Annotated in this window: 27 protein-coding genes; 14 read left to right on the forward strand and 13 right to left on the reverse strand. The window is 71.7% G+C overall.

Annotated features, from left to right (window positions below):
* Nucleotides 1-21 precede the first annotated feature (21 nt).
* The gene (locus tag ACQP2F_RS32005) at nt 22-762 is read left to right on the forward strand and encodes an SDR family oxidoreductase (RefSeq protein ID WP_433294005.1); all 741 of its coding nucleotides are present in this window, start codon (nt 22-24) and stop codon (nt 760-762) included.
* Nucleotides 763-817: 55 nt separating this feature from the next.
* Nucleotides 818-1,639 (forward strand): alpha/beta hydrolase, encoded by an 822-nt coding sequence (locus ACQP2F_RS32010; RefSeq protein WP_433294007.1) that lies wholly within the window; start codon nt 818-820, stop codon nt 1,637-1,639.
* A gap of 1 nt (nt 1,640) precedes the next feature.
* Here the strand turns inward: ACQP2F_RS32010 and ACQP2F_RS32015 are convergent, their stop codons facing one another.
* Nucleotides 1,641-2,324, reverse strand: a complete 684-nt coding sequence (locus ACQP2F_RS32015; RefSeq protein ID WP_433294009.1) for an SRPBCC family protein — start codon at nt 2,322-2,324, stop codon at nt 1,641-1,643.
* A 280-nt stretch (nt 2,325-2,604) separates the two neighbouring features.
* Between ACQP2F_RS32015 and ACQP2F_RS32020 the strand changes: the two genes are divergently transcribed.
* From ACQP2F_RS32020 to ACQP2F_RS32035, 4 genes are all read left to right on the forward strand, one after another.
* Nucleotides 2,605-3,018 carry a hypothetical protein gene (locus ACQP2F_RS32020; protein ID WP_433294011.1) on the forward strand — a complete coding sequence of 138 codons (414 nt, stop codon included), beginning with the start codon at nt 2,605-2,607 and terminating at the stop codon, nt 3,016-3,018.
* Nucleotides 3,015-3,932 (forward strand): alpha/beta fold hydrolase, encoded by a 918-nt coding sequence (locus ACQP2F_RS32025; RefSeq protein WP_433294013.1) that lies wholly within the window; start codon nt 3,015-3,017, stop codon nt 3,930-3,932. The genes ACQP2F_RS32020 and ACQP2F_RS32025 overlap by 4 nt, the downstream gene beginning before the upstream one ends.
* A gap of 52 nt (nt 3,933-3,984) precedes the next feature.
* Nucleotides 3,985-4,761: an alpha/beta hydrolase gene (locus ACQP2F_RS32030; protein WP_433294015.1), complete on the forward strand. Its 777-nt coding sequence runs from the start codon at nt 3,985-3,987 to the stop codon at nt 4,759-4,761.
* A gap of 110 nt (nt 4,762-4,871) precedes the next feature.
* Nucleotides 4,872-7,619, forward strand: coding sequence for an ATP-binding protein (locus ACQP2F_RS32035; RefSeq protein WP_433294017.1), 2,748 nt, complete (start codon nt 4,872-4,874; stop codon nt 7,617-7,619).
* On the opposite strand, the gene ACQP2F_RS32040 is transcribed toward ACQP2F_RS32035, so the two are convergent.
* Entirely contained in the window at nt 7,579-8,214 is a 636-nt protein-coding gene (locus ACQP2F_RS32040; RefSeq protein ID WP_433294019.1) for a hypothetical protein, read from the reverse strand. The two genes, ACQP2F_RS32035 and ACQP2F_RS32040, sit on opposite strands and share 41 nt — an antisense overlap.
* A gap of 234 nt (nt 8,215-8,448) precedes the next feature.
* Between ACQP2F_RS32040 and ACQP2F_RS32045 the strand changes: the two genes are divergently transcribed.
* The 3 genes from ACQP2F_RS32045 (at nt 8,449) to ACQP2F_RS32055 (ending at nt 9,849) form a co-directional block, all read left to right on the forward strand.
* Nucleotides 8,449-8,877: a hypothetical protein gene (locus ACQP2F_RS32045; RefSeq protein WP_433294021.1), complete on the forward strand. Its 429-nt coding sequence runs from the start codon at nt 8,449-8,451 to the stop codon at nt 8,875-8,877.
* Nucleotides 8,878-8,881: 4 nt separating this feature from the next.
* On the forward strand, nt 8,882-9,271 hold the full coding sequence (locus ACQP2F_RS32050) for a DUF1003 domain-containing protein (RefSeq protein ID WP_433294023.1): 390 nt from the start codon (nt 8,882-8,884) through the stop codon (nt 9,269-9,271).
* Nucleotides 9,272-9,390: 119 nt separating this feature from the next.
* Nucleotides 9,391-9,849, forward strand: a complete 459-nt coding sequence (locus ACQP2F_RS32055; protein WP_433294025.1) for a VOC family protein — start codon at nt 9,391-9,393, stop codon at nt 9,847-9,849.
* A 55-nt stretch (nt 9,850-9,904) separates the two neighbouring features.
* On the opposite strand, the gene ppk2 is transcribed toward ACQP2F_RS32055, so the two are convergent.
* Nucleotides 9,905-10,801, reverse strand: coding sequence for a polyphosphate kinase 2 (gene ppk2, locus ACQP2F_RS32060; RefSeq protein ID WP_433294028.1), 897 nt, complete (start codon nt 10,799-10,801; stop codon nt 9,905-9,907).
* Between the two features lie 53 nt (nt 10,802-10,854).
* On the opposite strand from ppk2, the gene ACQP2F_RS32065 reads away from it, so the two are divergent.
* Nucleotides 10,855-11,478 carry a TMEM175 family protein gene (locus tag ACQP2F_RS32065; protein WP_433294030.1) on the forward strand — a complete coding sequence of 208 codons (624 nt, stop codon included), beginning with the start codon at nt 10,855-10,857 and terminating at the stop codon, nt 11,476-11,478.
* Between the two features lie 60 nt (nt 11,479-11,538).
* On the opposite strand, the gene ACQP2F_RS32070 is transcribed toward ACQP2F_RS32065, so the two are convergent.
* Nucleotides 11,539-13,134, reverse strand: a complete 1,596-nt coding sequence (locus ACQP2F_RS32070; protein ID WP_433294032.1) for a hypothetical protein — start codon at nt 13,132-13,134, stop codon at nt 11,539-11,541.
* 211 nt (nt 13,135-13,345) lie between these two features.
* On the opposite strand from ACQP2F_RS32070, the gene ACQP2F_RS32075 reads away from it, so the two are divergent.
* Entirely contained in the window at nt 13,346-13,885 is a 540-nt protein-coding gene (locus ACQP2F_RS32075; protein ID WP_433294034.1) for a hypothetical protein, read from the forward strand.
* A 23-nt stretch (nt 13,886-13,908) separates the two neighbouring features.
* Here the strand turns inward: ACQP2F_RS32075 and ACQP2F_RS32080 are convergent, their stop codons facing one another.
* Together ACQP2F_RS32080 and ACQP2F_RS32085 are read right to left on the reverse strand one after the other, a co-directional pair.
* Entirely contained in the window at nt 13,909-14,574 is a 666-nt protein-coding gene (locus ACQP2F_RS32080) for a VOC family protein (RefSeq protein WP_433294036.1), read from the reverse strand.
* A 61-nt stretch (nt 14,575-14,635) separates the two neighbouring features.
* The gene (locus ACQP2F_RS32085; RefSeq protein ID WP_433294039.1) at nt 14,636-15,019 is read right to left on the reverse strand and encodes a MarR family winged helix-turn-helix transcriptional regulator; all 384 of its coding nucleotides are present in this window, start codon (nt 15,017-15,019) and stop codon (nt 14,636-14,638) included.
* Between ACQP2F_RS32085 and ACQP2F_RS32090 the strand changes: the two genes are divergently transcribed.
* From ACQP2F_RS32090 to ACQP2F_RS32100, 3 genes are all read left to right on the forward strand, one after another.
* On the forward strand, nt 14,937-15,278 hold the full coding sequence (locus ACQP2F_RS32090; protein WP_433294041.1) for a maleylpyruvate isomerase N-terminal domain-containing protein: 342 nt from the start codon (nt 14,937-14,939) through the stop codon (nt 15,276-15,278). The two genes, ACQP2F_RS32085 and ACQP2F_RS32090, sit on opposite strands and share 83 nt — an antisense overlap.
* Nucleotides 15,185-15,622: a maleylpyruvate isomerase family mycothiol-dependent enzyme gene (locus ACQP2F_RS32095; RefSeq protein WP_433307952.1), complete on the forward strand. Its 438-nt coding sequence runs from the start codon at nt 15,185-15,187 to the stop codon at nt 15,620-15,622. Before ACQP2F_RS32090 ends, ACQP2F_RS32095 begins: the two co-directional genes overlap by 94 nt.
* Nucleotides 15,623-15,884: 262 nt before the next feature.
* The gene (locus tag ACQP2F_RS32100) at nt 15,885-16,172 is read left to right on the forward strand and encodes a hypothetical protein (RefSeq protein ID WP_433294044.1); all 288 of its coding nucleotides are present in this window, start codon (nt 15,885-15,887) and stop codon (nt 16,170-16,172) included.
* A gap of 108 nt (nt 16,173-16,280) precedes the next feature.
* Here the strand turns inward: ACQP2F_RS32100 and ACQP2F_RS32105 are convergent, their stop codons facing one another.
* From ACQP2F_RS32105 to ACQP2F_RS32135, 7 genes are read right to left on the reverse strand one after another with little or no spacing between them, the layout of a single operon-like run.
* Nucleotides 16,281-16,796 carry a flavin reductase family protein gene (locus ACQP2F_RS32105; RefSeq protein WP_433294046.1) on the reverse strand — a complete coding sequence of 172 codons (516 nt, stop codon included), beginning with the start codon at nt 16,794-16,796 and terminating at the stop codon, nt 16,281-16,283.
* 2 nt (nt 16,797-16,798) lie between these two features.
* The gene (locus tag ACQP2F_RS32110) at nt 16,799-17,962 is read right to left on the reverse strand and encodes an LLM class flavin-dependent oxidoreductase (RefSeq protein ID WP_433294048.1); all 1,164 of its coding nucleotides are present in this window, start codon (nt 17,960-17,962) and stop codon (nt 16,799-16,801) included.
* A 6-nt stretch (nt 17,963-17,968) separates the two neighbouring features.
* Nucleotides 17,969-19,138 (reverse strand): SfnB family sulfur acquisition oxidoreductase, encoded by a 1,170-nt coding sequence (locus ACQP2F_RS32115; RefSeq protein ID WP_433294050.1) that lies wholly within the window; start codon nt 19,136-19,138, stop codon nt 17,969-17,971.
* Complete coding sequence (locus ACQP2F_RS32120) at nt 19,135-20,274, reverse strand: hypothetical protein (protein ID WP_433294052.1); 1,140 nt, start codon at nt 20,272-20,274, stop codon at nt 19,135-19,137. Before ACQP2F_RS32120 ends, ACQP2F_RS32115 begins: the two co-directional genes overlap by 4 nt.
* A complete protein-coding gene (locus ACQP2F_RS32125) occupies nt 20,271-21,935 on the reverse strand; it encodes a dipeptide ABC transporter ATP-binding protein (protein WP_433294054.1) in 1,665 nt (554 codons plus the stop codon). Before ACQP2F_RS32125 ends, ACQP2F_RS32120 begins: the two co-directional genes overlap by 4 nt.
* The gene (locus ACQP2F_RS32130) at nt 21,932-22,771 is read right to left on the reverse strand and encodes an ABC transporter permease (protein ID WP_433294056.1); all 840 of its coding nucleotides are present in this window, start codon (nt 22,769-22,771) and stop codon (nt 21,932-21,934) included. The genes ACQP2F_RS32125 and ACQP2F_RS32130 overlap by 4 nt, the downstream gene beginning before the upstream one ends.
* Nucleotides 22,768-23,754 carry an ABC transporter permease gene (locus ACQP2F_RS32135; protein WP_433294058.1) on the reverse strand — a complete coding sequence of 329 codons (987 nt, stop codon included), beginning with the start codon at nt 23,752-23,754 and terminating at the stop codon, nt 22,768-22,770. Before ACQP2F_RS32135 ends, ACQP2F_RS32130 begins: the two co-directional genes overlap by 4 nt.
* Nucleotides 23,755-23,760: the final 6 nt, after the last annotated feature.

The raw sequence follows: 23,760 nt of genomic DNA on the forward strand, positions 1-23,760 counted from the left end.
CAAGCAGGGAGGGGTACGCCCGTGAAGATCGTTGTGATCGGCGGAACGGGGCTCATCGGATCGCGGCTCGTCGCCCGGCTCGGCGAGCACGGTCACGAGGCGGTACGGGCCGCCCCGAGCACCGGAGTGAACACCCTGACCGGTGAGGGCCTGGCCGAGGTACTCGACGATGCCGCGGTGGTGGTGGACGTATCGAACTCGCCGTCGTTCGCCGACGACGCGGTGATGGAGTTCTCCCGGACCTCGACCGCCAACCTGCTCAAGTTCTCGGCCAACGCGGGAGTCGGGCACTACGTGGCGCTGTCGGTGGTCGGCACCGACCGGCTGCTCGAGTCCGGTTACTTCCGCGCCAAGGACGTACAGGAGAGGCTCGTCCGCGAATCGGGCCGGCCGTACTCGATCGTGCACGCCACCCAGTTCTTCGAGTTCATCAAGGCCATCGCCGATCTCAGCATGGTCGACGGCACGGTTCGGGTACCGCCGGCGCTGATCCAGCCGATGGCCGCCGACGACGTCGCGGCCGCGGTCGCCCGCGTCGCGGCCGGTGACCCGCTGAACGGGCTCCGCGAGATCGGCGGCCCCGAGCAATTCCGGCTCGACGACCTGGTGCGCAAGATCCTCGCGACCGAGAGCGACCCGCGCGAGGTCGTCGCCGATGCGCGGGCCCGCTACTCCGGAGCGCGGATCGGCGAACGCACGTTGCTTCCCGGCCCGGGCGCCGAGTTCGGCCGGATCACCTTGGACGACTGGCTTCGCCGATGACCGCCGGGACCGGCGGGACGGCACCACCTGACAACGACCGGAACGGAGGACCATCATGAGCCAGCCGAGAACCGACGCCCCGCCGATCGTGCTGATCCACGGTCTCTGGATGACCGCCCGCAGCTGGGACCGCTGGGTGGAGCACTACCGGTCCAAGGGCCACCAGGTCGTCGTGCCGACCTACCCGGGTTTCGAAGTCGAGGTCGAGGCCCTGCGGGAGAAGCCCGAGATCATCGCCGAGGCCACCGTTCCGGACACCCTCGAGCACCTCACCGAGGTGGTCGAGGGCCTCGACCGTCCGCCGATCATCATGGGTCACTCGTTCGGCGGCACCTTCACCCAGCTCCTGGTCAACCGCGGGCTGGGGGCGGCCGCGGTGACCATCGACAGCGCGCCGCCGGAGGGCGTACGGGTGAACCCGCCGTCCCAGATCAGGTCCCTGTTCCCCGTCCTGAAGAACCCGGCCAACCGGCACCGCGCCGTCGGCTTCACCAAGGAGCAGTTCCACTACGCCTTCGCCAACACGGTCAGCCGGGAGGAGTCCGATGCGGCCTACGACCGGCTGCACATCCCCGCGCCGGGCAGCTGGGTCTGGGCGTACGGTCTGATCGCCAACTGGAAGCCCGGCCACCAGGAGACCTGGGTCGACTACGACCTCGACGATCGAGCCCCGCTGCTGTTCATCGCGGGCGGCAAGGACCACCTGATGCCACCGGCGGTGATCCGCTCGAACGCCAAGAAGTACCGCGACTCCGAGGCGCTCACCGACTTCTACGAGTTCCCGGAACGCTCGCACTTCACCGGTGTCGAGCCGGGCTGGGAGCAGGTGGCCGACTACGCCCTGGAGTGGGCGATCCGGAACGCCCGGACCTCCTAGGTCACGGACCGCGTCCCTCTGCCCGGTTCCTGATGCCGAGGAGCATGCGCCGCATCATCGCGTAGTCGCCGAACTCCATCAGCGCCACCGTGACCAGCGTCCCGGGACGCCGCCAGTTGTAGAACGTGTTCAATCGGGAGATCAGCCGGGTCCGTCCGCCGGCCAGCGGCACCAGCCGCCAGGCCCAGCTGCGGACCCGGCCCCGCCAGAGAAGCCAGTGCGGTTCGTCGAAGCTGTCGACCACGAACGACAACCGCTCCGATGGTTTCGGGCCGTACCCCAGCCACTGACCGGGCTCGTGGTGCTGCAACTCGGGGATGATCCGCCAGGCACTGGGCCGGGCGAAGTTGTCCAGCAGGTCGTCGGCATACCAGCCGGCACGGCCGACGCCGACCTGGATCAACCACGGCCAGATCTGCGCGGGCGTGGCGGCGACGGTGATGGCTCGCGTGCTGCGGTACTGAGCGCGTGGTTGCAGATCGTCGCCGGGCATCGGCGCGCCGACCTCGGCCGGCGTGGCACCCCAGGTGCGGTGCCGCCGCCGGCGCAGGGGCGACGCGACGAACCGCGGCAGATCGGCGATGACATCCCGGAGCTGGCGTACGAGATCGGCCGCCGTCGGCAGCGGCGGTGTCCACTCGGGCCGCGCGGTCCCCTCGGGCCGCGCGTTGGTCGGGCCGGCCACGGGATCGCCTCCTGACCTGCTACCAGCCGGCCGCCATCCGGACCGGCAGGATGGCGCACCTCAGCGTTCGTGACCCTCTGCGCAGCCGACTTTACTCGGCGTCGGCCTCCGGGCAATGACCGCCGGCGGTGGCGGCTCGACGGGAACCGGCCATCGGGCGCCCGCCGTCCGTACCGACCAGTGCACCAGCTAGGGCAACCACGGGCGCGGCGGGCAAGCGGCCGGAAGAGGCTCGAAGCAGCACCGACCCAGCCCTATCGACGAGATCGAGGGAGCGATGATGGACTTCTCGGAGCGACTCGACGCGCTTCAGCAGCGTGTCGCGGCGGCCAGGGCGGCGACCGAGACTGCCGTCGGCGAGTCCCGTGACCAGATCGGGAAGCGCATCGACCAGACCCAGGTCGACATCGCCCAGGCCGTACAGAAGGCTCAGAAGCAGGTCACCGACGATGCCCGCTCGAAGTGGGCGGAACTGCGGGACGATGCCGCGGCCCGGGTCGACGACATGCGGGCCAAGATCCAGGAACGGTCACGGCAACACGATGCCAAGGTCGCGGCCCGCGACGCGCAGATGGCAGAGGCTGATGCGGCTGATGCGCTGGACCTCGCCGTGTGGGCTGTGGACAACGCCGAGCTGGCCATTCTGGACGCCATCGACGCGCAGGTCCACGCGGATGAGCTGGCGCACCGATGAGCACCGACGATCAGCAGACCGCCCGGCACCGCGAGCAAGGACAATGGCTCGGCGGAGTCCGGGAAGACTACGCCGACCTCGGCGAGGTGCGATTGCACTACGTCGAGGCGGGTGACGGGCCCCTGATCGTCCTGCTGCACGGTTTTCCCGAGTTCTGGTTCGGCTGGCGGCTGCAGATCAAAGCGCTGGCCGACGCCGGATTCCGGGTCGTCGCGCCCGACATGCGGGGCTACAACCTGTCGTCGCGGCCCGAGGGTGTCGACAGCTACGACACCGACAAGCTGACCGGCGACATCCGCGACCTCATTCACCGGTTGGGCGCTCAATCCGCGCTGCTCGCCGGGCACGACTGGGGCGGGAGCGTGGCCTGGGCGACGGCGATGGCGCACCCCGAGGTGGTCGACCGGCTGGCCATCCTCAACGCGGCCCACCCGCGGAAGCTGTCGGAGGGACTGCACCATCCGGGCCAGCTCCGGAAGTCGTGGTATTTCTTCTTCTTCGCGCTGCCGGACCTGCCGGACGCGGTCGTCCACGCCAACAACTGGCACTTCTTCCGGCACTTCCTGCACGACGCCGATCCGGCGTTCACGGCGGACGAGATGGACCACTACATCGAGGCCTGGTCACAGCCCGGCGCCGCCACCGGGATGATCAACTACTACCGGTCCTCGGTGCGGACACCGGCCAAGAAGTCCGAAGCCGCGATCCAGCCCATCAAGGCCCCGACGCTGGTCATCTGGGGGCAACGCGACGCCTATCTCGGGCCGGAGCTGGCCGAGCCCGACCGCGACGACGTTCCGGGCCTCGAGCGGGTCGAGCGGTTGCCGGACGCCTCCCACTGGGTTCATCACGACCAGGCCGATCGCGTCAACGAGCTGCTGACCGGCTTCTTCGCGCCCGGTCGAGCCGACTGACCACAAAAACGGGAGCAGAGGGGGAACGACAGGTATGTCGACACGACGAACCGTGTTGAGGGGCACCGCCGCGCTGGCCGGCGCGGCCGTGGTGACGACATCCGGTCTGGCGCCGGCAGCCCACGCCACCGGCCACCGCAAGGCCACCGTCCTGCTGGTGCACGGGGCCTGGGTCGACGGCTCGAGCTGGAACGCGGTCATCGCCATCCTGCAACGCCACGGATACACCGTGGTCGCGGTGCAGCTGCCCTTGACGTCGCTGCCCGACGATGTGGCGTGGACCCGGCACGTGCTGGCCGAACGGGTGCACGGCCCGACCGTGATGGCGGGGCACTCCTACGGTGGTGCGGTGATCTCCGAGGCCGCTGCCGGGGCCGCCGACGTCGTCGGTCTGGTGTACGCCTCGGCGTTCGCCCCCGACGAGGGCGAGACGCTGGGCGGCCTCAACGCCGGGTTCCCCGCGCCTCCCGGCCTGGCCCACGCACAGCCCGACTCGCTCGGCAATCTGTGGTTCGACCCGGCGGCCATTCCGACCAACTTCGCCCAGGACATCCCGGTCGCCGACGCCGGGGTCCTGGCCGCGACGCAGAAGCCGATCGCCGCCCGCTGCTTCGGCGACCTGGCCGGCCCGGCGGCCTGGCGGACACTGCCGTCGTGGGCGCTCGTCTCGACCGAGGACCGGATGATCAACCCGGACCTGGAGCGCTTCATGGCCGCCCGCGCCCACTCGACCACCATCGAGGTGCGGTCCAGCCACGCCTCACCCGCCTCGCACCCCGACAAGGTCGCCGCGCTGATCGTCGCGGCCGCCCGCGCCGCGCACGTCTAGGGACATGCTCATCGTCCGGACCGGGTGATGCGTTGCCGGTTGCCGGCATGCGAAGCTCGGCGGCGCGTGTCTGCAACCGTGCAGCGATCGATCCGGGCGGATGGGCGGCCATGACCCGTGCGATGCCGGAGCCGGCCCTCCGCGGCCGTCACCGGGAGTGTGAGCTGCTGCGCCAGGTGCTGGCCGACGCCCGCGAGGGCCGGAGCCAGGTCCTGGTGCTGCGAGGCGACCCCGGCTCCGGCAAGACGGCGCTGCTGGAGTACGCCTCCGGGCTGCTCGGCGAATGGCACCGGCTGACGGCGACCGGCGTCGAGTCGGAGATGGAGCTGGCCTACAGCGGCCTGCACCAGCTGTGCTCGCCGGTGCTCGATCATTTGGACCGGCTGCCCCGGCCACAGCGTGACGCGCTGACGGTGGTGTTCGGCCTCAGCCCGGGACCGCCACCCGACCGCTTCCTGGTCGCGCTGGCCACCCTGACCCTGCTCGACGAGGTCGCCAAGGATCAGCCGCTGGCCTGCGTCGTCGACGACGCCCACTGGCTCGACCAGGCGTCGGCGCAGGTGCTGGGCTTCGTGGCGCGCCGCCTGCTGGCCGAGCCGATCGCCCTGCTGTGCGCGGCCCGGACCGGGAGCGGCGACGCGATCCTCGCCGGCGCGGCCGCCTTGACGGTCGGCGGACTGGAGGCCGAGGACGCCCGCGCCCTGCTGCTGACCAACGTCGCCGGGCCGCTCGACCCCGACGTGGTCGATCAGATCGTCGCCGAGAGCCACGGCAACCCGCTGGCCCTGCTGGAACTGCCGCGCACCTGGACCGGCCACGAGCTCGCGGGCGGCTACGGCCTGCCCGACAGCCAGCCGGTGGCCAGCCGGATCGAGCAGAGCTACGCCCAGCGGCTGGCCACGCTGCCGACCGATACGCAGCAGTTCCTGCTGATCGCGGCGGCCGAGCCGCTCGGCGACCCGCGCCTGCTCACGGCGGCCGCGAGCACGCTGCGCATCGACCCGGCCGCGGCGACCCCGGCGATCGCCGCCGGTCTGCTCCGGCTGTCGGCCCGGGTGGAGTTCGCCCATCCGCTGGTTCGATCGGCGACCTACCGGTCGGCCGTACCCGATCAGCGTCAGCGGGTGCATCGCGCGCTGGCCGAGGCGACGGACGCGGGCGCCGACCCGGACCGCCGGGCGTGGCACCGTTCCCGGGCCACCAAGGCGGCCAACGAGGACGTCGCCGCCGAGCTGGAACGCTCGGCCGGCCGGGCCCAGTCCCGGGGCGGGTTCGCCGCCGCCGGCGCGTTCCTGTCGCGGGCGACCGAGCTGACGCCCGACGCGGCGAGGCGCGGCCGGCGCGCACTCGCCGCGGCATTCGCCAACGTGCAGGCGGGCGAGTTCGAAACCGCGCGGCGGATGCTCACGCTGGCCACCGACGGCGTCGCCGACGACCTCCAGCGCGCGCAGGTCGACCTGCTGCGGGCTCAGGTCGCCTTCGCCTCCAGCCGGGGCACGGAGGCGCCGCCGCTGCTGCTGGCGGCCGCGCGGCGCCTCCAACCGCTCGACGTGGGGCTGGCCCGCGAGACCTACCTGGACGCGTTCACCGCGGCGTTGTTCGGCGCGCGGCTGAACCGGGACGTCGGGATGACCGAGATCGCCGACGCCGCCCGAGCCGCCGCCGGCCGGGCCGGCGCCGAGCCCACACCGGCCGACCTGCTGCTCACCGGTTTGATCGCGCTGGCCGACGACTACGTCACCGCCGCGCCCGCGTGCCGCGCCGCCGTGCGGCGGATGGCCACCGGCTGGACCCCGCCGCCGGACCAGCTGCGGCGGTTGTGGCAGGGCTGCGTCGTGGCGATCGAGATCTGGGACGACGAGAGCGCGTACGTCCTGTCCCGCGACCATGTCGAGATCGCCCGCCGGACCGGAGCGCTCAGCGAGGTGGCCCTGGCCCTCAGCTCCCGCATTCCGGTGCTGGTGTTCTGCGGCGAGCTGGCCACCGCCGCGGCGGCCGTCGCCGAGACCCGGTCGGTGGAGGAGATGACCGGCATCGCGGCCGCACCGTACGGCGCGCTGATTCTCGCCGCCTGGCAGGGCCGCGCCGGTCATGCCGCTCGGCTGATCGGCAGCACCCGGCAGGAGGCGACCGCCCGCGGCGAGGGCATCGGCGTGGCCATCTGCGCCTACACCGACGCCGTGCTGGCCAACAGCAACGGACGCTATCAGGAGGCGGTCGCCGCCGCCCGCGACGCCGGTGACCACCGGGAGGTCGTCGCCGAGAACTGGGCGCTTCCCGAGCTGATCGAGGCGGCGTCCCGGGCCGGCGACCGGGAACTGGCCACCTCGAGCCTGGATCGGCTGGCCGAGAAGACCCGGGCGTGCGGAACGGACTGGGCGCTCGGCGTGGAGGCACGTTGCCGCGCGCTGGTCGGCGACGGCGACGAGGCGGAGGGCCGGTATCAGGCCGCCATCGACCACCTCGCCCGTACCCGGATCCGCAGCGACCTGGCGCGCGCCCACCTGCTCTACGGCGAATGGCTGCGCCGGGCGAGCCGCCGGGTCGACGCGCGCCGCGAGCTCGCGACCGCCTACGAGCTGTTCACCGCGATGGAGATGGCCGCCTTCGCCGAGCGGGCGCGGCACGAGCTGTCGGCCACCGGGGCCACCGTGCGCAGACGTGGCTTCGAGGAGCCGACCGAGCTGACCGCCCAGGAAGAGCAGATCGCCCGGCTGGCCGCCCGGGGACGGACGAACTCCGAGATCGGCGCGCAGCTGTTCATCAGCAGCCGAACCGTGGAATGGCACCTGCGGAAGGTCTACACGAAGCTCGGCGTCAGCTCACGCCGCTACCTGCACACGGCGTTCCCGGACTGACCACCACCCCGGTCCGCGAGGGATCGATCATCAAAGCCACCGCCGTCGACGCGACGGCCTGCGCCGGGCCATCGGTGATCACATTGACCCGGACCGGCGCCACCTCGGCGGCGAGTTGCCCGACGACTGCGGGCAAGGTGGTCGTGACGAGCACCAACGACCCGCCATCGCGCATCTCCCGTCGGGCATAACGGACGATGCAGCCCGGCTCGCCGCCGCCGAGCACGACGTGATCGACGTGGCCGGGCAGACTACCGAGAAACGCCTCGAGCGCGTCGGCGTCTTCTTCGTCGAAGCAGTCGGTCGCCTCCACCCCGATCTCGTCGGCCAGGTCCTCGAGCGGACCGGCACGCCGATCGGTGATCACCAATTGCGCTCCCGCCTGCTTGGCTCGACGAGCGATCTCCCGTACGGCGGGCGCGCAGCCGCCGATGACCACCACGGTCTGCCCCAGCAGAGGCGAGTCCGACATGTCGTCAGCGTGCCGCCCACCCCGGCCGATGGCACCCGTGCTGCCCCCGGTCGGAGCACCGGCCTCACCGGTCGCTCCACACCCGTACCGGGACCAGGGCTTTTCCTGGGTCCAGGCCGGCACCCGACGCGATCCTCATCGACGCGCTGACCACGACCGGCGAGGGCGACCGGCTGGTCACGTGGGTGCGCGAGTCCGGCAAGAGCCTCCGGGCGATCGTCGTCACGCACGGGCATTCGACCACTTCTTCGGCGCCGGCCCACTGCTGGAGGCGTACCCCGGATGCCGGCTGATCGCCTGCGACCAGCAGGTGGTGGACGAGGCCCGCGGCCAGACCACACCCGAGGCGATGGCCCGGTGGAATGCGCTGTTCCCCGGGCAGCTTCCGGCGTCGCCACCGGTACCGGTCCGGGCCGGCGCCACCGACCTCGACATCGAGGGCAGCCCCGTGCAGTTGCGGGTCATCGGCGCGAGTCGCGCAAAGCCTGGCTCGCCTCGCTGGACGCGATCGCCGCCTTCGGGGCCGCCACCGTCGTCACCGGCCACAAAGATCCGGACGCACCCGACGACGACGCCCGGCGGGTGCTCGACCAGTCGCGCCGCTACCTCGAGGACTTCGAAGAGGCCAAAGCGGTTTCCGGTACGCCGCGGGAAGTCATCGATCGCATGCTCGAGAGGTATCCCGCCCACGGCAACCGCCATACGCTCTGGGCCGCGGCGTACAGCCAGTTCGCGATCCAGGGGGATCGACGGGCGCGAACCGCGGCGAGTGCGGAGCAGCCTTGAGCACATGAAGCTCGCGACGCACCACCCGACCGTGCTCGCGCAGGAGGCGCAGCGGGCCAACCACCTGCAACTGCGGATCGCCGACGCGATCACCTCGTACGCCGGCTCGATGCCGTTCGTCTACATCCACATTGCACTGTTCGCGATCTGGATGCTGTTCATCGAGAAGGACCCGTGGCCGATGCTGACCCTGATCGTCTCGCTCGAAGCGATCTTCCTGTCCACCTTCGTGATGATCGGACAGAACCGGCAGGCCTCGTTCCAGCAGGCCAAGGCCGACCACGACTTCAACGAGCAGGAGCTGGAGCTCAAGACCAACACCGAGCTGACCCGCGAGATCCACCGGCTCACCACCGAGCTGCACCGGCGTCTCATCGACGACGCCCGCCGCTGATCTGGCGTGTCCGCCCGGCGGACCCGTGGTAACGACGGGCGCGAGCTCCCGCCGGCCAGGGCCACGCTGTCCTCATCGGTATCCGGCAGCACGGAACGTACGCGGAAGGAGCGATACCCATGTTCGTCAACCTCGAGGTGGTCAGCATCCCGGTCTCCGACGTGGAGAAGGCACTCGAGTTCTACCGCGACCGGCTCGGCTGGCGCGTCGACGCCGACATCAAGAGCGGCGACTTCCGCGTCGTGCAGATCACCCCGACCGGCGAAGGCCACGTCTCGATCGCCTTCGGCGCCGGCATTCCGCAGGGTACGCCGGGTTCGATGCACCACTTGGAGCTGGTGACCGACGACATCGTCGCCACCCGCGACGAGATCGCCAAACGCGGCGTGGACATCACCGACGTCTACCACGGCCCGGGCAGCCCGTTCCTGCCCGCCGCCCGCGTCCCCGGCCCCGATCCGGACCGAGCCAGCTACAACTCGTACGCCTCCTTCCAGGACCCGGACGGCAACGGCTGGACGCTGCAGGAAGTCACCGCCCGCCGGCCCGGCCGCGAGCCCACCCCGGCCCGGAGCTGACCGCCGGAACCTTCGGCACCGGGCCGGCGAAGGAGACGCGCGGACACGAGCGCCGTCAGTCCTTGATCGCGTCTCGGCCGCGCTGGACGAGCAGCGGGTCGGCGGGGTAGACCACGGCCGGGTCCTTGTCCTCGTACTCGAACTGGTTGAGGAAGAACCGCATCGCGTTGATGCGCGCACGCTTCTTGTCGTTGCTCTTGATCGACGTCCACGGGGCGTAGTCGGTGTCCGTGTGCTCGATCATCGTCTCCTTGGCGGCGGTGTAGTCGTCCCAGCGGTCGAGCGACTCGAGGTCCATCGGCGAGAGCTTCCAGCGGCGCACCGGGTCGATCTGACGGATCGCGAACCGGGTGCGCTGCTCCGACTGCGTGACCGAGAACCACAGCTTGGTCAGCGAGAAGCCGCTCTCGACGAGCATCCGCTCGAACAGCGGGGCCTGCCGGAGGAACAGCTCGTAATCATGGTCGTCGACGAAGCCCATCACCCGCTCCACTCCGGCCCGGTTGTACCAGGAGCGGTCGAACAGCACGATCTCCCCCGCCGTGGGGAGCTGGGCGACGTACCGGTGGAAGTACCACTGGCCGAGCTCGGTCTCGGTGGGCTTGGTCAGCGCGACCACCCGGGCGGCACGCGGGTTGAGGTGCTCCATGAACCGCTTGATCGTGCCGCCCTTGCCGGCGGCGTCGCGACCCTCGAACAGGATCACGTGCTTGGTGCCGGTCTCCTGCGCGCAGTTCTGGAACTTCAGCAGCTCGATCTGCAGCTGATACTTCTCCTGCTCGTACAGGTCACGGTCCATCCGCTCGTCGTACGGGTAGTCCTCGCGCCAGGTCTCCACCGGGTTGCCGCCGGGATCGATCAGGTCGGGATCGGACAGGTGCTCGTCGTGCCGCACGCTGTAGCCCTCCCGAAGCAGCTGCTCCAGGTACTCCCGGAAGTTCTCCCGTATCACCGGTCAAGTATCGATCCGAGCGAGGCCGGCCGGCGACTGTCGATAATGGCACGGTGAGCGACACCGGCAGAACCGAGGCCTTCAGCGACGGCGTGCTCGCCATCGCGATCACGCTGCTCGTACTCGACCTCCGGGTCCCGGTCCGGGAGACGCTCGACGAACCTCTGGCGGCCGCACTTTCCGAACGATGGCCGGCCTACGCCGCGTACGTCACCAGCTTTTTGATCATCGGAATCATCTGGGTCAACCATCACGGCGTGTTCGACCTGGTCAGCAAGGTGGATCGGCTCGCGCTGTTCCTCAACCTCCTGCTGCTGATGTCGGTCGTGGCCATCCCGTTCACCACCGCGCTGATGTCGGAGTACCTGCTCGCCGGCGGTCGTGACGCGCGGACCGCCGCGCTGGTCTACTCCGGGGTGATGCTCGCGATGTCGCTCGCGTTCGCCGCGCTCTACTCGCACCTGGCGCGGCAACCGGCATTGCTGTCCGAACACGTCGACCCGGTGGCCGCCCGCAAATCCATCATCCGTTTCAGCGCGGTCGGCATCATCCTGTACGTCGGGACGCTCGTCGTCGCTTTGATCAGCGCTCCCCTGTGCCTGGTGGCCCACTTCCTGATCGCGCTCTACTACTGCTTTCAGCAGATCCGGCCGGGCTCCCGGGTGACCATCGAGTGACCTTCCGCGGCTCCGGCCGGACCCGTCGAGATCCGGCCGGAGGTGCTGCGAAACGCGGGATCAGGCCTCGAAGCGGGTACGCCGGCGGCGCGCCGTCAGGAAGCCGGCGGAGCCGATGGCGATCAGGATCGCTCCGGCGCCGCCGACCAGGGCGGTCTGCGGGCCGGTGATCGGCAGGCCCCCGCCGCCGCCCTGGCCGCCGGTGCCGTTGCCCGCGCCGGCGCCGGCGCCGGCGCCGTCGCTGTCGCTGTCGCTGCCGGCGAGCGGGTTGATGACGATCTTCGCCACGTCGTTCGCCTTGTCGGCGTCGGAGGAGAAGTGGTCGCAGGCGCACTCGGGGTTGGCCTCGATCCAGCCGGTGGCGTTGTCGATGACCTTGGTGATCCGCAGCTTGAAGGTCCACTCGGCGGTCGTCGACGCCGGGAACACCGTGTCGGTGAAGCAGGCGTACTGGTCCTTGCCCTTGCCCTTGGGGGTGCTGAGGATCTCGCGGGCGGACATGCACGCCTCGGGCAGCTCGGCGACCTCGGTGCCGTCCGGCGGGGTGACGACGACCATCGTGGCCGCGCTGCCGCCGCGGCTGGCGTCGACCGTCGCCGGGCCGTTGTTGCGGACGGCCACCTTGGCGGTGACGATGTCGCCGGCCTTGCCGGTCGCCGACACCGGGACCGCCTGGATGTCGGCACCCGACTTGCCGGTCACCCGGACGTCGAGCGCCTGCCAGTTGTTGCTGGTGTCGATGTCGGTCTGCTTGTTCAGGGCGCGGGCGGCCGGCAGCGGCTCGAGCTTCAGCTTCGGGCCGGTGCCGGGCTTGCCGGGTCCGTCGTCGCCGGCGTCGTGGACGAACTTGAGCAGGTCGTCGTAGTCACCCTTGGCCATCCAACCGAACTCCCCGTACGCGTTGCCGGGCGCCATGGCGTCCTTGCCGAGCGTGTAGCCGATCACCGCCTGGTACGTGACGCCGGGCTGCAGGTCCTGGTCGAACACGCAGGTGTTGAGGAACCCGTCGGCGTAGAAGCAGTTGGCGAACTGCTTCGGGTTGCCGAACGCGTAGTCGGTGCCGAAGGTCAGCGCGGCGCCGTGCACGACCGTGTCGGTGGTGTTGTGCACCTGCACCGCGGCCTTGAACGATGCACCCGGCTTGGCGCTGATCGTCCTGGCCGGTCCGGCGGCCAGGTCGACCGCCTCGGCCACGGTCACCGGCGCGGTGGCGACGACCGGCTCGATGCCGTCGGCGGTCAGCGTGATCGTCAGTTTGCCGGTCTTGCCGAGCGCCGCCGCGGTGGCGTTGATCTGCGCGTCCGGGGCCGTGATCTGGCCGTCCGGGCCGACGAACATGATCACTTCGGAGCAGGTCAGCTTGGCCGGGCCGTCCGGGGTGCAGCCGCTGGAGTCGGGAATGTTGCTGAGGGTCACGCCGCCGAGGTCGCCGCTCAGCTCATACGTCGTAATGACGTCGAAGAGCTCGGTCTCGTCCTCGACGTCGGCGTAAAGGTACTGGCTGAGCGGGACGTTGCCGCCGGCGGCGACGGTCACGTCCGGCGAGACCATGGTGATCTTGGGGGTGGCGGCGGCGTACGCGGGCGTCATGAACGCGCACGCGGCGACCGCGGCGCCGAGGCCGGCGAGGACGCGCCGGCCGTGGGTGAGCTGCATGGGGGTCCTCAACTAGGGTGATCAAGAAGCGGAGCGCAGCATAGACGGCCCGCCTCCGCTCACGCAGCCCCTAAAGGTTCCGGCCGCCGGCCCGATGAACGCACCGGGTCGTTGCTGTCATCCGCAACCTGTCGAGTGAACCTTGTCCATCGCCGACGTCCGCGCCGAGACTGTCGCGCGTGGACGGACGTCCACGGGACGGGGGAACGAAATGACCAAGCTGATCCGCAGAATCGTGCCCATCCTGGCGATCGCCGCGGCCGCCTTCGCGGTGGTGCCGACCACCCCGGCCCAGGCCGGCTTCTTCAACCAGCTCGTCGCCGCCTACAACTCCGACGGCCGCGAGGAGTGGTTCTGGGGCAACGGCAACGACAGCGGCTACGTGTACCACAAATGGGCGCCCATCCGGGGTGGGATTCCCTCCAGCGGGGAGTACCGGCTCGTGGGTAGCGCCAACAAGCCGTTCCTGCCCAGCAGCGGGCTGGGCGCCACCAGCAACAACGACGGCCGCCTGGAGGTGTTCGCCCGCGGCTACGACGAGAAGCTCTGGCACGCCTACCAGCTCACGCCGGGCGGCAGCTGGAGCAACTGGCAGCCACTGAGCGGCCGCATCGAGCCGTGGACGCCGCTCGAGGCCTGGCTGGACGGCTCCACCCGCACCATCCACGTACAGGTGCAGGGGGTCGACGGCTACACCCATGTGCTGCGCCAGCTCGGTCACGACTGCTGCTGGAGCACCGTCTGGGAGTAGCCGGTGAGCTCCCGGTAAGGCTGCTACTTGCCCGCGCGTCGATGGAGCCAGGGTCCGAGCCCTTGCGCGTCCTCGGTGGCGATGAACGCGCCCGGCGCATCGATCAACGCCTCGTCGGCGTGCGGCAGGCAGCTCCACACCGTCACGCCCCAGGAATCGGCCAACTTGATCTCGGCGGGCCGGTCACACGGGCTGCCGTCCGAGGACGCGACCTGACAAGCGGACGGTGCCCCGCTCCGGCGGGCGATGGCCTCGGCCGCTTGTTTGATCAGCGAGAAGCGTGCCTCCGGGGCGGTGGTGTCGACCCGGTCGTGCGCGGCGACCGCGGTGCGCTGGCCGACCAGTACGACGTTGCCGTCCGGGTCGCGAGTGCGCATTTCGCCGCCGGGTGCGTGATCCGGGTAGCCGACCATGTCGTACCCGTGCTCGGCCTGGTCGAACTGCTCACGCACGGCAGCCAGGTCGGTGACGTACAGGTAGATCAGCAGCGGCAGTTCCACCTGGATCAACGGCGGTTGCACGAAGGCCAGCAGCAGCGTGTGCTCGCCGCACTGCAGGTACGACCAGCGCGACTCGCCGTCGCGTCCCGAACGCTGGATCTCATAGCCGAACAAAGCGTAGAAACGCTCGCTGAGGCCGATATCGCGCACGTAGACAACCGGCACCGCCGCCTGCACCCGAGATTGCATGCCGGGCACGGTACAGCAACCATGATCACGAGCAGTAGTCACCGGCCGGTGGGGTTGCGCTTCACGCGTACGGGTCGGTGAGGCCCCGCAGGTCGGTGAGGATGTCCCGGAGCAGGGCGGTCCGGTCCGAGCCGAGGTGATCGGCCCATTCCGCCTCCACCTCGGCGACCACCGCGGCGGCCACGGGGATGGCGCGGGCCCCCCGGGGTGCGATCCGGACGAGCCGGGCGCGGGCGTCGGTCGGATCCGGCACCCGCTCGACGTACTCGGCCCTCATCAATTGATCGACCAGGAAGCCGGCCGACTGCTTGGTGATCCCCGCCTGTTCGGCCAGGTCGGTGAGCCGGCTGCCGCCGGGAGCGATGCGCTGGAAGACCCGGGCCTGGGACGGGGTGAAGTCGTCGACGCCGGCCGCGGCCAGGGCGGCGAACACGCGGGTCTCCATCGAAGCCAGCTGGACGGTCATCACGCAGCAGCGGCTGGCCCTGGCCGAGCTGCTCGCGGGCTTGACCGGCACGGAGTGGGAACACCCGTCGTTGTGCGCCGGCTGGCGGGTGCGGGACGTGGCCGCCCACGTGGCCCTGGCGCCACAGCCCCCGGCCCGGTCGCGATGCTCGGCGCGGCGGTCCGCGCCCGGGGAAGCTTCGACCGGCTCAACCACGACATGGCCGTACGGCACGCGGCCCGGCCGCCCGGCGAGATAGTCGCCGAGTTGCGCCGCCATGCCTCGTCCCGCCGCCTGCCGGCCGTCACCAACTACCGCAACATCGTCCCGGACGTACTGGTGCACAGCCAGGACATCGCCATCCCGCTCGGCCGCGACCTGCCCGCCCCCACCGCCGCCGCCCGCGCCGCGGCCGATCGGGTATGGGACATGGGCTGGCCGTTCCGCGCGCGGCGCCGGCTGCGCGGCCGGCGGCTGATCGCCACCGACACCGACTGGTCGGCGGGCGCCGGCGACGAGATCACCGGCCCGATCGCGGCCCTGCTGCTGCTCCTCACCGGCCGCACCGCAACCGCCCGGCCCCACCTGACCGGCCCGCTGTGATGTCGTCCGGTGGCGCCGCTCCCGGCCGTGGGCGTCGGCCCTGGACCGATACGCCGAGAACGAGACGCGCTGAAGACGGCCCCGCCGTCCCGGGGTCGCCACGACCTCACGGTGTGGCGTGCAGGGTGCATTTGGCCCCTGAGCGTGTGTAAGACCGGTCTGACGTTTGTTCGTCTGCGGCGATTCCACTACTCCGCATCGGACATTCCTGGCCAAATTGCCGGACCGGTGGGACCGACCCACCCGATCCGAAAGGAACACCATGCGAGTTCGTTCTGCGTTCGCCTTGGCGCTTGCCGGCGCCGCTGCCACCATGGCCTTCGCCGCCCCGGCCCAGGCGAGCGGCAACATCGGCAACGTCGACGTCACGGCGACCGATATCGCGTCCGGCAACACCATCGTTCTGCTGCAGAACGTGTCGGTGCTGGAGGCGGCACAGTTCTGCCAGGTCAACGTGGACGTGATCACGGCCACCCTGCTCGGCGGCAACAAGGCCGTGTGCAGCAGCAAGACCAACAACCACCAGAAGGCGTGGATCAAGAAGCACTGACCCCGTACGCCCGCCGGCTCACACTCCCCCGGGCCGGCGGGCCCCGGTCGGCAGGCACGTTCCGCCGCTGAGACTCCCCGGCCGAGCCACTCGTCAGCGGCCGGGCGGTCACGCCGGCGGGTGCCGGAGGCTGCGGAACGCGCTGCGGTGGAAGACCAGCGGCGACGACGTGTCGACGTGCTCGACGGTGTGCAGCCGCAGCAGCACGATGGTGTGGTCGCCGGCCTCCACCTCGCGGTAGATGCTGGTGACGAACTGCGCCAGCCCGTCCGCGATCGTCACCGCGCCGAGGTCGGTGCGGGTCAGCGAGAGGCCGTCGAAACGGCTGTCCACCGGGCCGGCCAGGCGGCGCGCCACCGGGCCGTGGTGGTCGGCCAGGATGGTCACGCCGACGTGCCGGGCCCGGCGCAGCTGCGGCCACGTCTTCGAGGTGTTGGCGATCGAGAACGAGACCAGCGGCGGGTCCAGGCTGACCGAGGTGAACGAGCTCGCGGCCAGGCCGGTCAGCTCGCCGTCGACCTCGGCGGCGACGGCCACGACGCCGGTCGGGAAGATGCCGAACGCCTTGCGCAGGCCGGCCGGGTCGAGGTCCTGGTTGGTGGGGAACACGGGCGCGGCGGTCATGACTACCTCCCGGGGGTGGGGCTGACGGCGCCGCCGAACGGGACGGCGGCGGACGTGCGGCGGGGCGGCGCCGGGTGGTGCCAGCGGCCGCGCCGGGTGAGCTCGGGCAGGACGCCCTCGCCGAAGCGGTAGGCCTCTTCCAGGTGCGGGTAGCCGGAGAGGACGAACTCGGAGATGCCGGCCGCCGCGTACTCCTCGATGAGGTCGGCGATCTGCCGGTGCGAGCCGACCAGGGCGGTGCCGGCGCCGCCGCGGACCAGGCCGACGCCGGCCCACAGGTTGGGGTAGATCTCGAGACCGTCCTTGGTGCCGCCGTTGAGGGCGAGCATCCGCTTCTGGCCCTCGGACTCGCTGCGCCGCAGGCCGTCCTGGACCCGGCGGATCTGCTCCTCCGAGATGCCGGCCAGCAGCCGGTTCGCCTCGTGCCAGGCCTCGTCCGCGGTGTCCCGGGCGATCGTGTGCAGGCGGATCCCGTACCGCAGCTCCCGTCCCTGTTTGTCGGCGAGCACGCGCACCCGCTCGATCTTCTCGGCGACGGCCGCCGGCGGCTCGCCCCAGGTGAGGTAGACGTCGACGTGCTCGGCCGCGACCTCGAGGGCCTCCGGCGAGGACCCGCCGAAGTAGATCTCCGGTAGCGGGTCGGGGATCTGCGCGAGGGTGGCCGCGTCGATCCGGTAGTGCTCGCCGGCGAAGTCGACCCGCTCGCCGCGCCACAGGCCGCGGACGACCTCGAGGAACTCGCCGCAGCGGCGGTACCGGGCGGCCTTGTCCAGGTGATCGCCGTACATCCGCTGCTCGTGGCTCTCCCCGCCGGTCACCACGTTGAGCAGCAGGCGCCCGCCGGACAGGTTCTGGAACGAGCCGGCCATCTGCGCGGCCAAGAACGGGGAGATGACGCCGGGCCGGAACGCGACCAGGAACTTCAGCCGTTCGGAGAGGCTGCTGATCATGGCGGTGGTGACCCAGGCGTCCTCGCACCACGCGCCGGTGGGGGTGAGCGCGGCCTCGAAGCCGAGCTGCTCGGCGCTGCGGGCGATCTGGCCCAGGTAGGGAACGGTGGCGGGCCGGCTGGCGGCCTCGGCCCCGACGCCGTGGCCGCCGCCGACGACATGCCGGCCGTCGCCGCCGTTGGTGGGCAGGAACCAGTGGAACTTCAGTTCAGTCATGGCGTCTCACAGCTGTCCGTGGTTGGGGGGATAGACGCCGTCGACGGCCCACCGGCCGAGGCGCTGGACCTTCCAGGCGGCGGGGTCGTGCAGCGTGTGTGTGCGGGCGTTGCGCCAGTGCCGGTCGAGGCCCAGGCCGGCGGCGGCCGATCGGGTGCCGGCCACCTCGAAGAGCCGGCCGGCGGCGGTCAGGGCGGCGTGCGTGGTCGCCGCGCGGGCCGCGGCGACGGCCAGGCTGGCCTCGCCGGCCGACTCCGCGCTCAGGGCGGCGTCGGCGCGGTCGACCGCCGCGGCGGCCTCCCGCAGCAGGGCCTCGGCCGCCCGGACCGCGAGCTCCACCTCGCCGAAGGCGTGCACCACCAGCGGGTCGTCGGCCGCGCGCTCGACCGCGGCGTCGGGGTAGGGACGGCTCTTGCGGCGGACGAAGGCGGCGGCCTCGGTCACCGCGCCGCGGGCGATGCCCGCGTCGATCGCGGCGTGCAGGAGCTGCGCGAACGAGCCGTACGTCTGCGGGCCGCCGAAGGTGGCGTCGTACGCGGTGACGTACTCCGCCGGGACCGCCACCTCGTCGAGCACGACGCTGCCGCTGGCCGTGGTGCGCTGGCCGAACCCGTCCCAGTCGTCGATCACCTCGACGCCGGGCGCGGTCCGCTCGACCCAGGCCACGTGCAGCGGCCCGTCCGCGCCGAGATGGGCGAGCACCGGTATCCAGTCGGCCAGCAGGGCCCCGGTGGCGTAGAACTTGCGCCCGGTCAGCGTCCAGCCGGAGCCGCGCGGCAGCAGCGTGGTGCGGATGTCGCGGACGTGCCGGGTGCCGGCCTCGGACTGCGCGTTGCCGAGCCGCTTGCCCGCCAGCAGCCCGGCGAACAGGCGGTCCCGCAACGCCGGCGTGCCGTGCTGCCGGAGGTTGCGGACGTAGGCGAAGTGGCTCTGCGGGATCTGGCCGATGTTCGGGTCGGCGACCGACAGCAGCCGGATCACCTCGGCCACGGCCGAGGCCGGCAGGTCGGCGCCGCCGTGCGAGGCGGGCACGGTGATCGCCAGCAGACCGGCCTCGCTCAGCCGGTCCAGCTCCTCGGTGGGCAGGATGCGCTCGGCGTCCCGCCGGGCCGCGGTGCGGGCGAAGTCGGCGGCCAGCTCGGCGGCCAGCCGCAGCGCCTTGTCCGGGCCGATCATGAGTCCCCCTTGCCGAAATAGGCCAGGCTGGTGCCGTTGAGCACGTGGTCGCCGACGCTGCGGTACCGGTAGATGAGCGGGTTGTGCGAGGCCAGCGTCCGGGCGTTGCGCCAGTGCCGGTCCAGCGCGTACCGGGTGGTCACCGCCGACGACCCGCCCACCTCGAACAGCTCGGTGACCAGGCCGAGCACCAGCGTGATGACCGGGCCCTGGGCCGAGTAGACGGCGGCGTCGGCGACGTCGAAGTCCGCGGGCGAGGCGGCGTCGCCGAGCCGCGCCACCTTCTCGACCGCCGCGGCGGCGGCCAGCGTCGTGGCGGCGGCGGCGAACGCGGCCCCGGCGACCCGGCCGACCGTCTCCTGCACCAGCGGGTCGGCGGTGGGGACGGTCGACGGGTTGTGCAGGTTGCGCCGCCGCTGCCGGACGTACGCGGTCACCTCGTCGAGCGCGGCCCGCCCGATCCCGGCCAGCGTCGCCAGGTGCACCAGCTGGAAGACGGCCGGGAGGTACGTGCGGGGTGGCTTCCCGTTCTCAAAGACCTCGGCGTCCTCGGCGGCGATCCGCACGTCCTCGAAGACGGTGGTGCCGCTGCCGGTGAGCCGCTGCCCGAAGCCGTTCCAGTCGTCGAGCCGCCGCACCCCGTCGGCGGCCGTCGGCACGTACACGTCCGCGCTGTGCTGGTCGTCGACCGCGGCGGTGGTGTGGATGAAGTCGGCGAAGAGACTGCCGGTCGAGTAGAACTTCGCGCCGTTCAGCCGCCCGTCGGCGAGCGTGGTCGCGCCGTGGAAGAACGACCGGTTGCCCAGCTCGCTCTGCGCGTTGCCGAAGACGGCACCGTCGGCGATGCGCCGCAGCCAGCGTTCGTCGCGGCGGGCGAGCCGGCTCTCCACGAAGCCGATGTGGCCGCGCAGCAGCTGGGGCAGGTTCGAGTCGGCCCGGCCCAGCGCGATCAGCTGCTCGACGAGCTCGGGCAGGGTGGCGCCGAAACCGCCGTGCTCGACGGGCACCCGCAGCCGCGTGAACCCGGCCTCGCGCAGCTGCTCGACCTCGGCGTACGGAAGCACCCGCTCGGCCTCCCGGGTCAGCGCCCCCTCGGCGATCTTGTCGAAGACCGGGGTGAAGTCGTATCCGCTCATGACCGGGCCAGCCGCGGCAGGGCGGTGAGCAGCCGCTGGGTGTAGGGGTGCCGAGGGTTGCGGAAGACGGCGTCCGCGTCGCCGGACTCGACGACCTTGCCGTCCTTCATGACCAGGATGCGGTCACTCATGTGGTGGATGACTCCCAGGTCGTGCGAGATGAACAGATAGCTGACGCCGAGCTCGTCCTGCAGGTCGGTGAGCAGGTCGAGGACCTGCGCCTGGATCGACACGTCGAGCGCGGAGACCGGTTCGTCGCAGACCAGGATCTCGGGCTCCGGTGCGAGCGCCCGGGCGATGGCGACCCGCTGCCGCTGCCCGCCGGAGAGCCGCAGCGGCGCCGCCTCCAGGTGCTGCGCGGTCAGCCCCACCTGCTCCAGCAGCCGGACCGCGCGGCCGCGGGACTCGGCCCGCGACGACGGCGGCCGCTTGCCCCGGGCGAGCGCGTCGACCAGGATCCGGCCGACCGTCCAGCGCGGGTCGAAGGAGCTCAGCGGGTCCTGGTAGACGACGCCGATGCGCTGGCGGAGCGGGCGCCGCCGGCCGGGCGTGGCCGACGTCCAGGGCGAGCCGTCCAGCTCCACCTCCCCGGTGGTCGGCGGGACCAGCGCCAGCGCGATGCCGGCCGTGGTCGTCTTGCCCGAGCCGGACTCGCCGACGATGCCCAGCGTCTCCCCCGCGAACAGCTCGAACGACACGTCGTCGACGACGGTGCGGTCCACCCGGTCCGGCCCCCGGTACACCTTGCTGAGGTGCCGGGCCGACAGCAGCGGCCGGCCGGTGTCGATCGGCCGGCGGGTGCGCTGCGGCGCCGAGCTGCCGCGTACCAACCGGGTGCCACGCGTGTGCTCGGACGGGATCGCGTCGAGAAGCGCCTTGGTGTACTCGTGCACCGGGCGGTACAGCACCTCGTCGACCGGCCCGTGCTCGACGATCTCGCCCTCGCGCATGACCGCCACCTCGTCGGCGAGCCGGGCGACCACCGACAGATCGTGGCTGATCATGATGATCGCCGTGCCCCGCCGCTTGGACTCGGCGAGCAGGTCGAGCACCTGGGCCTGCACCGTGACGTCCAGCGCGGTGGTCGGCTCGTCGGCGATCAGCACCTTGGGGTCGAGCGCGATCGACGAGGCGATCAGCGCGCGCTGGCGGAGACCACCGGAGAGCTGGTACGGGCGCTGCCGGGCCTTGACCGACGGCTCCGGGACGCCCACCGCCTCGAGCAGCTCGACGGCCCGCGCCTGCCGGGACCGGCGGGTGCCCCGGCGGTGGACGCGCAGCGGCTCGGCCACCTCGTCGCCGACCCGGCGCAGCTGGTCCAGCGACACGAGCGCGTCCTGCAGGACGAAGCCGATGTCGCGGCCGCGGATCGCGCGCCAGGACCGCTCGGAGCGGGTGGCCAGGTCGAGGCCGTCCAGCTCGATCCGGTCCGCGGTGACGTGCGAGCCGGCGCCGGTGAGGCCGACCAGCGTGCGGGCGGTGACGCTCTTGCCCGAGCCCGACTCCCCGACGATGGCCAGGCAGCGACCGGGGTACGCGTCGAACGAGATGCCCTTGACGACCTCCCGTCCGGCGAAGGAGACCCGCAGGTTGCCGACCGACAGCAGCGCGGCCTGCGGCTCGGTCACCACCGGATCGGCGGCGGCGGTGGGAACGGTCATCGGGCGGCCCCTTCCAGGCGGTGCTGGAGCGTGCGTCCCAGCGAGGTCAGTGCGAGGGTGGCCACCACGATCACCAGGCCGGGCAGGATCTCCAGCCACGGCGAGGTGGTGATGGCCGAGCGGCCCGCGTCCAGCAGCGCACCCCACTCCGGGCTGGGCGGCGCCACGCCGAGGCCGAGGAAGGCCAGCCCGGAGGCCCAGACGATGGACTGGCCGACGCCGAGGGTCATCATCGCGACCAGCGGGCGCATGGCGTTCGGGAACAGGTGCTGCCGGACCACGGCCCACCGGGTGTGCCCGAGCGCGTGCGAGGCCTGGATGTACCCGGCCTGCCGCACGTGCAGCACCTGGCCGCGGACCATGCGGGCGTAGCCGGGCGCCGAGCCGATGCCGACCGCGACGATCACCGTGCCCAGCGACGGACCGCGGATGGCGATCAGCAGCAGCGCCAGCAGCAGGACCGGGAACGCGAAGGCGACGTCGAGGATCCGCGACAGGATGGTGTCGACGAAGCCGCGGCCGAGCCCGGCGATGAAGCCGAGGACCACGGCGATGAGCATGGCCAGCGCGGTGGCGCCGAGGCCGATGCCGAACGACTCGCGGGTGCCGTAGGCGACCCGGGTGTACATGTCGCGGCCGGCGTCGTCGGTGCCGAACCAGTGGCTCCAGGACGGCGACAGCAGAGTGCTCTGCAGGTCGATCGCGTTCGGGTCGCGGGTGGTGAGCAGGCCCGGGGCGATCAACGCGACCACGAGCACGGCGAGGACCAGCACCGACAACACGGTGGCCGGGCGCAGTCGCAGGGCGGCGCGGTACGGGAGGGCGAGGGCGGTCATGACGTACGCAGCCGCGGGTCGACGATCGTGTAGGCGAGATCCACGATCAGGTTGGCGATGACGTACACGCCGGCCACGACCAGCACGATGCCGGAGACCGTCGGCACGTCCCGGGTGTTGACGGCGGTCACCAGGACCTGCCCGATGCCCGGCCGGCCGAAGACGTTCTCGGCGATCACCGCGCCGGACAGCAGCGCGCCCAGGGCCCAGCCGGAGAGGGTGATGGCGGGGACCACCGAATGCCGCAACGCGTGCCGCAGGCGTACGGCCGCATCGCTCATCCCGCGGGTCCGGGCGGTGGTGATGAACGGCTGGTCCAGCACCTTCTCGAACTCGTCCCGGGTGACCTGGCCGAGGAAGCCGGCCAGCGGGATGGCCAGGGTGAGCACCGGGAGCACCGTGCCGCGCGCGCTCGTCTCCCCGATCACCGGGAAGATCCGCAGCTGGACCGCGAAGACCACGAGCAGCACGACCCCGATCCAGTACGGCGGGAGACTCGCGGTGAGCGCCTCCCAGGCGGAGCCGACCGCCGAGACCGCCCGCCGGCGCTTGACCGTCAGCAGGGTGATCCCGACCGCCAGAGCCCAGGCGGTGACCAGGGCGGCGGCGGTCAGGACCAGGCTCGGCCCGATCTGGTCGGCGATGATCTCGGTGACCGGCCGGTGCTGGGTGTACGAGGTGCCGAGGTCGCCGCGGAACAGCCCGGTGACGTAGTCGAGGTACTGGGCGATCAGCGGCCGGTCGAAGCCGAACTGCGCGTTGACCGGGGCCAGCTCGGCCGCCGTGTACTGCTGGGCGCGGCCGGTCTGCTGGTTGAGGATGGCGGTCGCCCGGTCGCCCGGCACCAGCAGCTGGGCGAAGAACGTGATCGAGGCGGCGGCGACCAGGACGAGGACGGCTGTGGCGATCTTGAGGAGGGCCCCGCGGGCCGTCCGCACCCAGGAGGGCACGGACAGCGCGCGCGGGAGCACTGCGGTCGTCATTCGTTA

The sequence above is a fragment of the Actinoplanes sp. CA-030573 genome, from assembly GCF_050951115.1.
Lineage (GTDB): Bacteria > Actinomycetota > Actinomycetes > Mycobacteriales > Micromonosporaceae > Actinoplanes.